The sequence below is a fragment of the Glaciecola sp. G7-5 genome (genome assembly GCF_055808975.1).
The window spans coordinates 433,294-447,126 of sequence record NZ_CM147892.1 but is presented as its reverse complement, the minus strand read 5'-3'; the positions used below and the strand labels follow the sequence as shown (position 1 = coordinate 447,126).

At 41.9% G+C, this 13,833-nt stretch carries 10 protein-coding genes; 4 read left to right on the top strand and 6 right to left on the bottom strand.

Annotated elements, in window-relative coordinates; all coding sequences use genetic code 11:
* Positions 1–9: 9 nt before the first annotated feature.
* The 4 genes from AC0L6H_RS01865 to AC0L6H_RS01850 all read right to left on the bottom strand — a co-directional run bounded on the left by AC0L6H_RS01865 (position 10) and on the right by AC0L6H_RS01850 (position 5,494).
* Positions 10–1,674, bottom strand: coding sequence for a SpoIIE family protein phosphatase (locus tag AC0L6H_RS01865; protein ID WP_473392242.1), 1,665 nt, complete (start codon positions 1,672–1,674; stop codon positions 10–12).
* Positions 1,675–1,684: 10 nt separating this feature from the next.
* Positions 1,685–1,966, bottom strand: a complete 282-nt coding sequence (locus tag AC0L6H_RS01860; protein WP_473392241.1) for an STAS domain-containing protein — start codon at positions 1,964–1,966, stop codon at positions 1,685–1,687.
* A gap of 100 nt (positions 1,967–2,066) precedes the next feature.
* Positions 2,067–3,179: a methyl-accepting chemotaxis protein gene (locus tag AC0L6H_RS01855; RefSeq protein ID WP_473392239.1), complete on the bottom strand. Its 1,113-nt coding sequence runs from the start codon at positions 3,177–3,179 to the stop codon at positions 2,067–2,069.
* Positions 3,180–3,358: 179 nt separating this feature from the next.
* Complete coding sequence (locus tag AC0L6H_RS01850) at positions 3,359–5,494, bottom strand: protein-disulfide reductase DsbD (RefSeq protein ID WP_473394446.1); 2,136 nt, start codon at positions 5,492–5,494, stop codon at positions 3,359–3,361.
* Between the two features lie 401 nt (positions 5,495–5,895).
* Between AC0L6H_RS01850 and AC0L6H_RS01845 the strand changes: the two genes are divergently transcribed.
* From AC0L6H_RS01845 to AC0L6H_RS01830, 4 genes are all read left to right on the top strand, one after another.
* Entirely contained in the window at positions 5,896–6,384 is a 489-nt protein-coding gene (locus tag AC0L6H_RS01845) for an FxsA family protein (RefSeq protein WP_473392238.1), read from the top strand.
* Between the two features lie 204 nt (positions 6,385–6,588).
* Entirely contained in the window at positions 6,589–6,879 is a 291-nt protein-coding gene (locus AC0L6H_RS01840) for a co-chaperone GroES (protein WP_473392237.1), read from the top strand.
* Positions 6,880–6,962: 83 nt separating this feature from the next.
* Entirely contained in the window at positions 6,963–8,606 is a 1,644-nt protein-coding gene (gene groL, locus AC0L6H_RS01835) for a chaperonin GroEL (RefSeq protein WP_473392235.1), read from the top strand.
* 344 nt (positions 8,607–8,950) lie between these two features.
* Positions 8,951–9,688: a substrate-binding periplasmic protein gene (locus AC0L6H_RS01830; protein ID WP_473392234.1), complete on the top strand. Its 738-nt coding sequence runs from the start codon at positions 8,951–8,953 to the stop codon at positions 9,686–9,688.
* A gap of 13 nt (positions 9,689–9,701) precedes the next feature.
* On the opposite strand, the gene AC0L6H_RS01825 is transcribed toward AC0L6H_RS01830, so the two are convergent.
* Both AC0L6H_RS01825 and AC0L6H_RS01820 read right to left on the bottom strand, forming a co-directional pair.
* The gene (locus AC0L6H_RS01825) at positions 9,702–12,338 is read right to left on the bottom strand and encodes a bifunctional diguanylate cyclase/phosphodiesterase (RefSeq protein WP_473392232.1); all 2,637 of its coding nucleotides are present in this window, start codon (positions 12,336–12,338) and stop codon (positions 9,702–9,704) included.
* 143 nt (positions 12,339–12,481) lie between these two features.
* Positions 12,482–13,825 carry an MATE family efflux transporter gene (locus tag AC0L6H_RS01820; RefSeq protein ID WP_473392231.1) on the bottom strand — a complete coding sequence of 448 codons (1,344 nt, stop codon included), beginning with the start codon at positions 13,823–13,825 and terminating at the stop codon, positions 12,482–12,484.
* Positions 13,826–13,833 lie beyond the last annotated feature (8 nt).

The following is a 13,833-nucleotide window of genomic DNA, read 5'->3' as shown; positions in this document are numbered from 1 at the left end:
ACTCATGGACTAAAATTCCCGCTTTAGAGTGACGGATGTGTTATTGCCCGGAGCATGCACATCTACCTGTTTGCATAATTTTTTAATAAGTGACATTCCGCGTCCCGAAAGGGCACCGTCTTTCATATCTGTAGAGTTTTCAAATTCATATCCACTGCCGGAGTCTTTGATTGAAAACATCATTTCTTGGGTTTTAGGAATAAAAGTAATAGACATCTCAAGGCAGTCTGCTTCTTTCATGTTCTCAAGACGTTTTTCTTTTAATTCCATATATTCTGCAAATCCAGCAAAATCATTTTTCAGCGCTGAGTCTAAATCTAAGATCCCGTGATCAAGCGCATTGCTAATGAGCTCCGCAAATACAGTAAAGGCTTTTTGACGCAAGTCACCAACAACGTCTACACATTTCATCAAGCCGTCAAATATGCCGATGATATCGGTGGCGGCAATTAAATTGCCTTCAAGCCTCACCGAGGCAACAAGTTGACCAGTTTTTTTATTTTGAGCGGACTTGTTCTCATGTAAGTGTTTATTCATCAAAGCATCAATTTGCAAATCGCATATAGAAAGGTCATCTTGAAGTTCGTTCAATTCGTTAAAAACGGTAAAATGATTGACCATTCGGCTTAACAAACTTTCTTTGTAGTCCCAGTGATTGAGGATTTCCATCGTGCGTTCCATCCCAAACTCTTCACCAAACAAGTTTTGCTGTTCAATCAAGCCATCACTAAAGAAGAAAAGGTTTCGGATAGGGCGGGTTTCTATTGTCACAATACCGGGGTCAAAATCCTCAGGCTCCATTATGCCTAGCGCAAGTGAAGTACTCGGAAAGCGCTCCAAGGTCCTGTCATGACGAATCGAGACAATGTCGGGCATACCGCCGTTAAATATCGTCATGTTTTGCTTGTGAAAATTAACTTCCACACCGATGAGGGTGACGAACTTATCGTCGGGTAATTCGATACAAAGTTTTTTATTTGCTTCGTGAATAATATGAGCCAGGCTTAGGCCTTTCTTGATCATCGCCCGTATTGTCGTTACCAGCGGCAATATACTTATTGCTGCGGACAAACCATGGCCAGTCGCATCAGCCAATATGACAAAGCGATTCCCGTTAGGAGCTGTGTCACAAATAAAGACGTCGCCATTAAACGCGCTAGACGACTGCAAGTAAGTGTCAACACATTCAGTCTCGGTTCGCAGCGTAGCCGAAACATGTTCATATACATAGCGCGCAAGTTGCTCTTCGCGCTCCTGCTTGTCTAATAAGCGCTCCAGACTCTTGGCTTGTTCAGCAAGTTTTGCTTCTTTTACATAGAGTCCGTGAACACGTTGTAATTTTTGCCACAGTAAGTCTAACGATAAGGGTTTTACTAAGAAGTCGTCCGCACCGTTATTGAAGGCTTCTGACATTAGCGACTGATTGCCATCACCGGTAATCATCATGACAGGCACAGGTACCGGAGATATTTCCTTTACCATTTTAATAAAATTTATCCCATCGCCGTCAGGTAGATGGTTGTCTAGCAAAACAAACTGAAATACCGACGTTGACAATTGGGCTTTTGCTTCTGCCAAAGTGCCTGCCACTATGGTTGAGCATTTGTTGTCTTCCACAAAGGTTTGCAGAATTTCAGCAAATAAATTGTCGTCTTCAATAATCAGTATGCGCATTAGTTATCCTTTAACTGATGTCAAATAAACGATCAAAGTTGGCTATCTGCAAAATTTCTTTCGCGCTGTCTTTTGCACCACGAATTCTTACATTAATGTTTTTACCTTTTGCTTTTTTCTGAAACAAAACCATCATGCCAAGGGCTGAGCTATCTAAATAACTAACCCTACTAAAATCCAAGGCGATTTCGCTTACCGCGCCGGCCTCTAAAATCGTTTGGTATTGGTCTGTAAATTCTTTGTGGTATCCAAAGTCGAATCGCTCTGGTATTTGTAGTGACTTTTCACTCATCAAGGGCTCCCTTAAATAACTCGTTGTAAAAATTAGTAAAAATAAATCGCATTAGAAGAAATCGATGTCACCCACTGTCATATTGGTGGCCGATACGGGCTTATATTTTTCTGTGATGCTTGCGTTGTTGAAGCTGCGCCACATGCTCGCTTAGTTGCGACATTGTGTTATCTAAATTCTGTAAGGATAGGCCTGCCACTTGCTCTCTAATAAAGCTTATTGAGTTCAAGCTAGCATCGAGATTGTGAGCATTGATGTCGCCAAACTGAAGGCCTTTTATCGCCTGAGATAGCGCGACTTCTAATTGTGAAGCGACTTGCTCTAAGCCAGATGTGACTACTGAATCAGATTCAGCTTTTTCAATAATATTATTGAGGGCAAGATTAATTTCTTTTTTCGCGTCAATCACATAGCTTACGTCGTAACTAGCTAAACTCCCGACTTCGCTCGTCAATCCTTCGATTTGAGACGACATCGCCTTTAATTGCGCCTGAATTGCATCGCTAAACTGCGAAGACCTATTCGATAGTGAGCGAACTTCGTCTGCTACAACCGCAAAACCACGCCCATGTTCGCCGGCTCTAGCGGCTTCAATGGCGGCGTTAAGCGCAAGCAGATTGGTTTGATCTGCGATACTGTCAATATCTTTCACCGCTTTAAGTACTTCTGGAACCGATTCGTAAATTTGCGTTACCTGATCAAGCAAAGACATTGATGATGTTGACATTTCAACCGTTGAAGCAATGAATTTATCGAGTGTTTCTGCGGTACTATCGGTAAATACCCGCATTTTTTCACTGTATAAGGTATCGCTACTGTCATCTGCCCGAATCAGCTTTTGAATCGTTTCACTTTGAACTTGTACCAATTCTTGCATTGTTTCGAAACTCTTACCCAAGGTCGTTACAGCATCGTCTTGTGTAGCTTTAACATCTGCAATATTGGTTTCGCATTCGTGAAACGCGGGTAGGATTTCGTTTCGTAGGCTTTCTAATTGCGCTGGATCTAGCTCTACTAAACTTGAGTTGTTTTGGCTAGCGAGCTCACTTTCATCGGCGATTTTAGTTTGTTTACTTGCACCGAAAACACAAAAAAACAAGCCAATTATTGCAACAGCTAAGCTTATTATTGATAGTTCGAAGTACATTAATACAATTGCAACTACAGCAATCAATACACTTGTGATGAATAATTTAGGGGACACTGAAGTCATATGATAAATCTCAAAGGTGGCTTGAAATATACCTTGATTCTTTGATTTACCGAGATGAAGACTTGGCGCGAGGTCGTGCTTTTGACACAACAGAGCCATGTCGCAGAAGCAAATCAAACAACAGGTATATTAATTAATAAGGGTACCTGAAAAGGTTATCGTATGAATTACTAAAAAGTTTAACGTTTTGGCAATGTATTTGTCGCATGCTCTGCAAAGGCATCGGCTTGCATAAAACCGGTTACGCGAGCTCGTTCTAGTTCACTACCTTTTTGATTAAAAAACATGATAGTAGGGAGCCCAACAATGCCAAATTCTTCCTGGAATTCATAATTGCTAGGCGTATTATCAGTTAAGTCAATTTGCATCCAAACTGTATCAGATAAAGCATCAACGACTTGAGGAGCTGGAAAGGTATATTTTTCGAACTCTTTACACGCCACGCACCAATCAGCGTATAAATCTAACATTACCGTTTTTCCTTGCGCATTCGCATCGGAAAGTTTTTGTGTGAAGTCAGCAAGGTCGCGTACAACCATAAATTCAGGATGGCTATACTCGGCATTTACGCTTGATTGTGTGGTTGAAGACGACTGGCTACTCAATATGTTTGGGATCCATTCAACTTTTTGCAAAGACTGAATTGTAAAGATAATTGCGACAACTAAACCGGCCAAACTAATTAGCGTACGTAGACCTTTTGCAAATGTAGTTGCAGTGTTTTGATTTACTGTATACCAATATGCAAACAGGCTTAAACCAAGTGCGGCCCATAGTAAGTCGGTCCAAGCGGCCACAATGAAGCGCTCTATAAATAAAATAGCAACGGTGAGCATCATGAAACCGAATGTCACTTTTATTACATTCATCCATGCGCCTGCTTTAGGCAATAGTTTACCGCCTGTAATACCAAACAGAATAAGCGGAATACCCATACCGATACTCAGCGCGTAGAGCGAGAAAAACCCAAACACTAAGCTGTCACTTTGTGCAACCACAATTAATACCGCTGTTAAAGGCGCGGTGGTGCAAGGAGAGGCGACTAAACCAGAAACAACACCCATAATGAATACGCCAACGTAATTGCCCTGTTTTTGCCCATCACTCAAGCTGTTAAGTTTATTTTGCCATTTTGATGGTAACTGGATTTCATACAGGCCGAACATCGCCAGTGCTAAGGCGATAAATAGAACGATGAAGACACTCAACAGGACCGGATGCTGCAAGGCTGCTTGAAATTGCACGCCAGCAGAGGCCACTATTAGCCCTATGATTGAATAGGTAATCGCCATACCCTGCACATAAACAAAACTGAGTGCAAAAGCCTGAGACGTTTTTATTTCCTTCTTACCTTTTCCTATCACGATGCTAGACAAAATAGGATACATTGGATAAACGCACGGCGTGAACGCTAAGCCCAATCCTAACAAGGCTAATAAACCCAGACTAATGAATATACTTTGATCAGAAAGTAGCTTTTCAGCAAGGGTAAACTGCTCAGACACCACAGGGGAGTTGTCAACTAAACGACTACCAGTTTCATCACTATTTTCTATTTTATTAACATCAGTACTAATACTTGCGCTTTGGTAGCAGATTTCTGCATTTGCGCAGCCCGCGTAGAAAAACTCGACAATGGGTGGCGCGTCAGATTCGTTATCTGTCGCGATAATAGGAAAGCGCACACTGGCTTGGGTATAATAAACGTCTTCTTCACTATGAACACTTGTTGCCGTTGTGCTGGGGGCGAAAATAGCCTCTCCAAACTCGTGCACGAAAGAATCAATTTTTAGGCTATCTTTACGAATAAAATAACCTTCAGCAATATCGATATTGAAATGTAATTCCGTCTCACTTGCTTCAACAAGCGACGCCTTAAAGGCTGCTTCGGGGCTAAGTAAGCCACTGTCAAATGCTTCTAAGAAAATGACTTTGGTGGTTGGCGGATAGCATAGACCTGCAGTTGCACAGCCCTGGTATCGAAGCTTAATTGATCCGTCTTGCTGCGCGCTAATGATAGGGAAAACCATCTCCATATCTTCAAAGAACACATCAGAGAGGCCAAAAAATTCGTCTTCAATTTGTTCGTGGGCAGGATAGCGTGGCTCGCCCACCACTGCGTTTTTGCCCGCGGTTTTAAATTGCTTTTTATACAAATAGTAACCGTCAGCGATGGTCCACTTTACGATAAGCTTGTCATTGCGCTGTTCAAAATCTAACTTAAAGGCTTCGTCGACCTTTAAAAATTTGGGTGCATCGCTAAATATCGAATCAGGTGATATTTGTGCTTTTACTAGGGTAGATCCACTCGCCATAGCAAGCGTAAGCGCGAACAAAAACAATATAAATGTGCTGATTGACGATACGCTGTCGTAAAAGCGACTTTGTATACATGATTGTGAACAACGTTGAGCGGAACTTTGCACGCCTTCTACCTCTTAAAACTAACGATATGTGCTTCTTGTGCTACAAGACCTGCACTTTGAACTAAAAATTTCATTTATGGTCTTACTCTACTCATTAGGGCATGCACCCTTAGCTTAAATCGCATTACACCCGAGCGGAATTACGAAAGGTAATATAGCATACTTAAGGTAACCTTAAGTGGATTGAATTTTCTAAGATTGTCCCCACTTTATACGTAATACAGCTTATTTTTATATAGTTCAGCGAAAAGCGCTAGAGCACTAAACTCTCAAAAGAACCGAAGGAAGCCATGCTACTACTTTTTATTTTATTCGTTGCCTTACCTATCGCTGAAATTATGTTGCTGATTAACGTATCGGCGAGCATTGGCGGTTTGAACACCTTTTTTATCGTGCTTATTACGGCTGCTTTTGGCGCGTATTTTGTTCGCCAACAAGGATTTTCTTTGCTGCAGCAAATACAAACAAAATTAAGCAGCGGCAACGCCCCAAGCACCGAGATGGCCGAAGCTTTATTACTACTTGTTGCTGGCGTACTGCTTATTACACCTGGTTTTATTACGGATGTATTTGGGTTTTTGTTTACCTTACCCTTTAGTCGAGCGCCCATTGCCACTTTTTTAATGAGCAAGGTTGTATCCAAACAAGTCGGTGGTGTGCACTTTAGTCAAGGCAATGTGAATGAACCTTGGCGTCGACATGATATGGATGAAGGCGATATTATTGATGGCGAGTACACCGATAAATCAGAAAACGATAAAAAAGACCGTTTAAATTAAAATTTTTTGATTTTACCCTTGAGATTGACACGCTTAACCCCACCTCTGCATACACAATAGTCAAGCACATTTAACAAGCATACTATTTGGTCAGTTTCTTCACTTGGCAAGCGCTGAGTGAAAACCACTTGAAATAAGCCTTTGCGTGATGTTCAAGTGTTCTTAAAACAACTTAGTTTAGTTTAATTTTCAGGAGATTTGGAAATGGCAATTCGTCCCTTACATGACCGCGTAATCATTAAACGCGAAGAAATAGAAAGCAAGTCAGCCGGAGGTATTGTACTTACTGGTTCGGCAGCAGAAAAATCGACTCGCGGTAAAGTTATCGCTGTAGGCAAAGGCCGTATTTTAGACAACGGCGACATCCAAGCTTTAGACGTTAAAGTGGGTGACAGCGTGATTTTCAGTGAAGGCTACGGCGTAAAAACTGAAAAATTAGACGGTGAAGAAGTGCTTATTTTAAGTGAAAACGACATTTTAGCGATTGTTGAATAATAACAAGCGCTTTCGCTAAGTTCATCACAATTAATTTATTAAGCCCTTTTTGGTTTACAACATAGTTTAGAGGAATATTTATCATGGCAGCTAAAGAAGTAAAATTTGGTGACGACGCTCGCACTAAAATGCTTAGAGGCGTAAACGTACTAGCTAATGCAGTAAAAGTTACCCTTGGTCCTAAAGGCCGCAACGTAGTATTAGACAAATCATTTGGCTCTCCTACCATCACTAAAGACGGTGTTTCGGTAGCAAAAGAAATCGAACTAGAAGACAAGTTTGAAAACATGGGCGCCCAAATGGTGAAAGAAGTCGCGTCTAAAGCTAACGATGAAGCCGGTGACGGAACGACTACTGCAACTGTTTTAGCGCAAGCTATCGTAACTGAAGGCTTAAAAGCCGTCGCTGCGGGCATGAACCCAATGGATCTTAAGCGCGGTATCGACAAAGCCGTTATCGCTGCGGTTGAAGGACTTAAATCTTTATCTACCGATTGCGCCGACAGCAAATCAATCGCCCAAGTGGGTACCATCTCTGCTAACTCTGACAACATCGTGGGTGAAATCATTGCTGAAGCAATGGAAAAAGTCGGAAAAGAAGGTGTTATAACAGTAGAAGAAGGCCAAGCTCTTCAAAACGAATTAGAAGTTGTTGAAGGTATGCAGTTTGACCGTGGTTACTTGTCTCCATACTTCATCAATAGCCAAGAAAATGGTGCGGTTGAGCTAGATACACCTTACATTTTGTTAGTAGATAAGAAAATCTCTAACATCCGTGAATTACTACCAACGCTTGAAGCCGTTGCTAAGTCATCTAAGCCACTATTAATCATTGCTGAAGATGTTGAAGGTGAAGCGCTTGCTACACTTGTTGTTAACAACATGCGCGGCATCGTAAAAGTTGCAGCAGTTAAAGCGCCAGGTTTTGGTGACCGTCGTAAAGCGATGTTACAAGATATCGCTACACTAACGGGCGGAACGGTTATTTCTGAAGAAATCGGTTTAGATCTTGAGAAAGTACAACTTGAAGATTTAGGTACAGCGAAACGCGTCGTCATTACCAAAGACAACACCACTGTTGTTGATGGTGCTGGTGAACAAGAAGGCATTCAAGGCCGTTGTAACCAGATTCGTGCTCAAATAGAAGAGTCGTCTTCTGACTACGATAAAGAAAAACTACAAGAGCGTTTAGCAAAACTTGCAGGCGGTGTTGCTGTTATCAAAGTAGGCGCGGCGACTGAAGTAGAAATGAAAGAGAAAAAAGCACGCGTTGAAGATGCATTGCATGCAACTCGTGCAGCCGTTGAAGAAGGTGTTGTCCCTGGCGGTGGTGTTGCCTTAGTAAGAGCAGCAAGTGCGCTACTTGAACTTAAAGGTGACAACGAAGACCAAACACACGGTATCAACTTGTTGTTACGTGCAATGGAAGCGCCACTTCGTCAAATCGCTTCAAACGCGGGTGCTGAAGCATCGGTTGTTACCAATGAAGTGAAAAACGGTTCTGGCAACTACGGCTACAATGCTGGCAACGACACATATGGCGACATGATTGAGATGGGTATTCTTGACCCAACTAAAGTCACGCGTTCTGCCTTGCAGTTTGCAGCCTCAATCGCAAGCTTGATGATTACCACTGAAGCGATGATTGCTGATGTACCACAAGACGATGCGCCAGCTGGCGGCATGCCTGACATGGGCGGCATGGGTGGAATGGGCGGCATGATGTAATTGCATTAGATTGCATAGCCGTGCGTAACATTGCATTCTTTTAAATAAGCTTGCATTGTGAACACATCAAAGCCCGCAGATTTTTTGGTCTGCGGGCTTTTTTTACGCTCAGCAAATTGCTCACGGTTTGCTTCAGCAATTTGTGCCACTTGCCGATAGTATTAATTAACTATTTGCCCCCAAATAGTTGTTGAGCTAACATGTTGCTCGGCTTTGAAATAACAATGTTTACGAACTTAAGGTACGCTAGGCATTATCCAAAGAGAATAATTATTAAATACTTCACTAGTGTGTTCGTCTGTTTCTATTTAGTTTGCATCATATCTAGTGATGTTTTTGCTTCTGTGGAACCTAAGCAAGCACAATCTAAAACATTGAAAATTGGTTACTATGAGCACCCACCTAATCAATACACAAATGCAGACGGTAAAGCGGTTGGGTATGACATAGATTATCTTTCCAGCTTGCTAGATGCTGCAAACATTGAGTATCAATTCTTTAGTTATCCTTGGAAACGTGTAATTAGGCTGATTAAAACCGGTAAGCTAGATGTTGCAATGGCAGCGGCGAATATCGAGGAACGTCAAGCATACGCTCACTTCTCTAACGAGGTATTTACAAGAGGTGATAACGTTTTGCTCGTGCATGAAAAATACGAAGAAGAGTTTCGTCAACTAACTTCACTGGAAGAATTAATCTTTATTCCTCAAAAAATTGGCGTAACACGCGGGTCTTCCTATTCTGATGAGTATGATTTGTTACTCTCAAACGCTGCTTTTACAAATCGCTTATTACAAGTGAATTCAATCGATCAAGCGGTGAATTTAGCACTGAGAGATCGCATCGCGGGTTTCATTACTTCTCTGGCATTAGCAAAATATGAACTCATTAAGTATTGTGATAAAGCGCGATTTTTTATTGCATATAGCTTGTTAGAAAATGAAAACAATGCGGCCTACCTGATGTACTCCAAAGAGACCGTGAATATCGAGCTTGTCAGGAAAGTCGATAAAGTCATGCAAAAAATTAAACGCGCTCCTGTTAAAAGCAAAGATTTAAACGCTATTTGTCCGCCACTATAAGTAAACTGCTTTGTTAACGCATTGCAGGAGGAGCGGCCGCTCTTAATCGGCGCCAAGATTCATTGTTATTCCAGAGGCTTATCCACTTAGGAATGTCATTGGCGTGCATGGGGCTGGCAATACCATAACCTTGCGCTAGTTCGCAGCCTAAGGCCAATAGTGCACTACCGTGTTCAATGCTTTCAACTCCCTCTGCAATAACCGTACGTTGGAAGGCTGCTGCCAAACCTACAACGCCTTTTACAATTGCCAAATCATCTTTGTCGTCGAGCATGTCGCGGACAAAGCTCTGATCGATTTTTATCATGTATGCTGGCAAGCGCTTTAAGTAGGTAAGGGAAGAATAGCCGGTACCGAAATCATCAAGTGCAAAACTAACACCAAGCTTTTGGCATTCGCTCATGGCACTCGAGACTTGATTAGTATCATTCAAGGCGCTGGTTTCTAATATTTCTAATTCTAAAAAGTGAGGGTTTACTTCAGGATAGGCGGCAAGTAAAGATGTTAGGCGATCAGTAAAATTATTTTGTTGTAATTGATAAGCACTTATATTTACGCTTATAGGCAGTTCGATACCCATTTTGTGCCATGCAATTATTTGTTTCAAAGTAGTTTCAATGACCCACTCACCTAAATTTACACTTAAGGCATGCCCCTCTATCATAGGCAAAAAGGTCGCGGGAGGCGTTAACCCATTTTCAGGATGTTGCCACCGGATAAGTGCTTCAGCCCCTATTAATTCGCCGGTTCGCATATTTACTTTAGGTTGATAATGCAGCACAAACTCATCGTTCTGGATTGCCCTTTGTATGCTATCAATACTCTTGCGTTGTGTGTTGATTGCATCATCTTGCGCGGTATCGAACAAGTGATAACTTTTTTTGCCTGATTGCTTTGCGATATACATTGCTTGGTCAGCATGGCGAATCAATTGCTCGGCATCAACACCATCGTGAGGATAAAGTGTAAGCCCAATGCTAGCCGATACTTGCATAAAAGTATTGGCCACGGGGATAGGAGTCGATGCTGCTTTAAGTAACCTTGCCAACACTATCTCGCAATCTTCAAACCGTTCCAAATCGACCATGATCGCGATAAACTCATCGCCGCCAATCCTAGCTAGAGTATCTCCTTCTCTTAGCGCCTTATTCATCGAACTGGACACTTCAACTAGCAATTCATCACCTATGTTATGGCCATAGTTATCATTCACCGCTTTAAAACCATCTAAATCCATGAACGCTACGGCTAAGGATTTATTGGATCGCTTACAATGCATCATCGCCTGATTAAGACGATCTGCAAGTAGCACTCGATTGGGTAGGTTAGTCAGTAAATCGTAATGAGCAATGCGCTCTAATTGGCCTTGATTAGCTTTAAGTATGGTGATATCAGTAGACAATGAAACATAATGTTGTACTTCTCCTGCGGAGTTTTTGACCGCACTGATCGTTAGCGTTTCTGGGTAAATCTCACCATTTTTACGTTTGTTCCAAATCTCACCTCGCCAATGCCCATTCGTTTTTATCGAATCCCACATTTTTGCGTAAAACTGCGGTGAATGTCGATCGGATTGAAGCAAGCTTGGATTTTTACCAAACACTTCGTCAAATGAGTACCCGGTAATCTTACTAAATGTATCGTTAACCTCAATAATTGCGGCGCTGGCATCGGTAATCATTATTCCTTCATGCGCGTGGGTAAAGACGCTGGCAGCCCGCTTGAGGTGTTCTTCTGCTTGTTTTTTCTCTATCGCGATACTTGCCAAACTGGCCGTTTGTTCAATAATTCTAAGATCGGCTTTGCTTGGCGAAGTGACATTGCGATGATAAATACCAAATGTACCAAGTACATCTCCGTTGCTACCTCGTATAGGCTCTGACCAACATGCTCTTAGTTTGGCTTTGGCAGCAAGTTCCCTAAATTCCTCCCAAAAAGGGTGAGTTTGAATATCATTAACAATCACGCGTTCATTTAGAAAGGCTGCTGTACCGCATGAACCTATTCCATAGCCTATTGCTAACCCTTCTATGGCATCGTTGTAACAATCAGGTAAATTTGGGGCGATAGTATTTATTAGGTATTTACCAGAATTATCTAATAACAAGACACTGCACAACATGTCGGCATTTTCTTGTTCAACTATATTCACAATTGCTTTTAAAATATCCGACAGCTCATCACCTTGTGTGATCAGCTCCAACACTTGGGAGCGTGTTTTCTCGCGCAGTCGATTTTGGGTACGCTCGGTGATGTCTTTAATGATGCCTACAAGGAAGCGCTCTCCTTTCGCGTCGATAAATCGACGTTTTTTGGTTAAAAGCGTTCTAATCTTTGACGGAGAGGTGGTCAAGCTTTCTTGGCAAGTTATCTCTTTTCCTTCATCTAATACTTTTCTATCTATCGATAAGAAATGATTCCGTTCTTCCTCAGATACTTTTTCAGCCAGCGTATGGCCGATTATTTGCTCTCGGGGCAAGTCAAAAAGGGTACAAAAGGCATCATTTACTAGCAGTAATTGACACTCGTTGTTTTTTATAAAAATGGGGTCGCCCGAAATATCGAGAATGGCTTGAAAGTACATCTCGATAGTAGTTGCTGTTTCGTCTTGCTTAGAAGAAAGCAGTCCGTTGTTATGCTCACTTGTCATATTACCAGGCTCCTAATAGATAGCTATGTTAGGACTCAGTAATTACCATCACCGAGTGATTGGCTTTTGTATCTATTCGCTTGTGTTGCATTTTTGACTTGTTTAATAGCATAGCGCTACTTTCGAATTTTATCAGTATTCTTTTATCGACCATTTTTGTCGTTGCTTGAAATAAGGGCCTTAATATGAATCTGTTTGTAACGCCAAAAAGGCAATGTCTTGAGCAGCTCTTCTATAGGTATCATGGCAAAAGCCCAAAATATAGATACTTCAAAATGCAGTATCAATAGTGCGCAAATAGGCAAAGAGATTAGCCATTGAGTGACCACATGAATCTTTAGCACAAGATTGCTTTTACCCAGGGCACGTAATGTATTGCCTGCGATGGTGTTATAAGCGCGAATAATAGGAAGCACGATATAAAGCGGGGCTATGGTCATTAAGGCGGCATAGGTAGCTACTTCAATCTCAGGATAAACCAATTCTATATACTGACTGAGTATAAGGAAAAGTCCGGCAATAACACACGACACACCCATGCCTACTCGCGTGCACTGTGCAATAAATAGCTTGAGCGTGTCTGTTTCTTTTTGGCCCAAGATCTGACTTATACTAATGGCCGAAGCTTGCGCCCAGGCATTTGGAAATTGTGTCCCAGCTCTGAGCCAAGGAAAAAGTAAAGTGATGGCAACAAAAGAGAATAACGCAAGTTGTGCGTATAACAACTGGTATACCGTAGCGCCAACCGATAGCACAAAAAAATTCGCAGCAATGGGGAGTACTTCTTTGTATTGAGGCCCAATTTCGGTCCAAAAAGCTTTGTCTGGTGGATAGTTTAAGTCTACTTCCTTGTCTGTTTTAAGCGCGAGATAGAGGAATACACTACGTAAAAACACCGCCAGCAAACTCCCCCATGCAGCACCCTCAACGCCAAGGCCTTGATGATCCTCAAATCCATTAATTAAAAAATAGCTCAATAATGCGTTGACCGGTAGTTCAATCAAAAAGCCTTTTAGGGGCACTTTAGAATTGCCTCGGCCGTTATAAAAAGCAGTACACACTTGCGTATAGGCAGTTAACAACACAATATATTTACTAATGTCGATATAGTTTTCAGTTAATCTGGCAAGCTCTGTATTGTCAGTAATAGCGGCAACAATGTTGCTCCCCCAAAATGACAAAATAAAGAGAAAAATCAAAGCGCATGAGACGCTTATTAGCATTCCTGACCAATAGGCGATAGCCAGATTAGCTTGGCTTTTAGACCCATATGCTCTGCCTACCAATAGCTGAATGCCGTTACCAATGGCAATCTCAATGCCTAATACAAAAGCCACGATGGTGGTAGCAATCCCCATGGCCGCAACAGGCAACTCACCTAATGGGGCAACCAAAAGGGTATCTATCATTAGCATCGATTGGACGAGCAGGGCATTAAGTGCCAGCGGCCAAGCGAGTGCAAAATTTTGACGGATATGAGTAGACATAAGCACGG

What these genes read in the sequence shown, in the direction of transcription:
- AC0L6H_RS01865 (WP_473392242.1), bottom strand. Translation starts at nt 1,674, where the DNA reads ATGCGCATACTGATTATTGAAGACGACAATTTATTTGCTGAAATTCTG.
- AC0L6H_RS01860 (WP_473392241.1), bottom strand. Translation starts at nt 1,966, where the DNA reads ATGAGTGAAAAGTCACTACAAATACCAGAGCGATTCGACTTTGGATAC.
- AC0L6H_RS01855 (WP_473392239.1), bottom strand. Translation starts at nt 3,179, where the DNA reads ATGACTTCAGTGTCCCCTAAATTATTCATCACAAGTGTATTGATTGCT.
- AC0L6H_RS01850 (WP_473394446.1), bottom strand. Translation starts at nt 5,494, where the DNA reads ATGGCGAGTGGATCTACCCTAGTAAAAGCACAAATATCACCTGATTCG.
- AC0L6H_RS01845 (WP_473392238.1), top strand. Translation starts at nt 5,896, where the DNA reads ATGCTACTACTTTTTATTTTATTCGTTGCCTTACCTATCGCTGAAATT.
- AC0L6H_RS01840 (WP_473392237.1), top strand. Translation starts at nt 6,589, where the DNA reads ATGGCAATTCGTCCCTTACATGACCGCGTAATCATTAAACGCGAAGAA.
- groL (WP_473392235.1), top strand. Translation starts at nt 6,963, where the DNA reads ATGGCAGCTAAAGAAGTAAAATTTGGTGACGACGCTCGCACTAAAATG.
- AC0L6H_RS01825 (WP_473392232.1), bottom strand. Translation starts at nt 12,338, where the DNA reads ATGACAAGTGAGCATAACAACGGACTGCTTTCTTCTAAGCAAGACGAA.
- AC0L6H_RS01820 (WP_473392231.1), bottom strand. Translation starts at nt 13,825, where the DNA reads ATGTCTACTCATATCCGTCAAAATTTTGCACTCGCTTGGCCGCTGGCA.